Raw genomic sequence first — 566 nt, 5'->3', positions numbered from 1 at the left:
GCCTTAGACCGTGACCATAATGCAGCGCTGAATATTCTTGAAATTGGACTCCGTACTGTGGGGCACACAGGAACGTTAATCGCCTCTGGAGACATCGACCTCTGCGTGGGTGAGGAAACTCCTCCAAGTAAGTCGGGTCGCGGAAAGAGGAAGTCCAAAGAGCGATCTTTGGAATCCCCCGCTATATCAGGTACTCCTGATTAGCGCCGGGAGGATGTCAATAATAAAGGTATCTTGAGAAACTAAAGTTGCCCTATGAAGTTCTTCATCAGTAGCAACGCCTGCATTATTTGTGAAGGCGAGGGTTCCTGTTGCATCAGAAAGAAACTCTACAGAAAAACCTAGATGGGAGGCTTGTCTAGGAGTTGTATCACAACACATTTGAGTCATGTATCCAGAGATTACCACAGTATCAATATTCCTCTGTTTAACTGGAGTTTAGACTAGGCAACAAGAAAAGACTCAGCAACGCTGAGTTGAAAAGAAACAGACTTCAGAGATGAAAATCTACACTACTAAGCAGATTCTGATTGCTCTTTGCGGGGCTTGGTTGTAGTTTTTTTAAC

General features: G+C 44.5%; 1 protein-coding gene and 1 pseudogene. One reads left to right on the top strand and one right to left on the bottom strand.

Going from position 1 to position 566, the window contains the following annotated elements:
* Positions 1-204, top strand: a pseudogene (locus tag F8R90_RS33085) (RNA-guided endonuclease TnpB family protein); the annotation flags it as partial.
* On the opposite strand, the gene F8R90_RS23475 reads toward F8R90_RS33085, so the two are convergent.
* On the bottom strand, positions 187-417 hold the full coding sequence (locus F8R90_RS23475; protein WP_331000698.1) for an isochorismatase family protein: 231 nt from the start codon (positions 415-417) through the stop codon (positions 187-189). The pseudogene F8R90_RS33085 and the gene F8R90_RS23475 sit on opposite strands and share 18 nt — an antisense overlap.
* Positions 418-566 lie beyond the last annotated feature (149 nt).

Source organism: Nostoc sp. NZL, from assembly GCF_015714705.1.
Classification (GTDB): domain Bacteria; phylum Cyanobacteriota; class Cyanobacteriia; order Cyanobacteriales; family Nostocaceae; genus Nostoc; species Nostoc foliaceum_A.
Note: the sequence above shows the minus strand (reverse complement) of the source record. Positions and strands in the feature narration are given on the sequence as shown.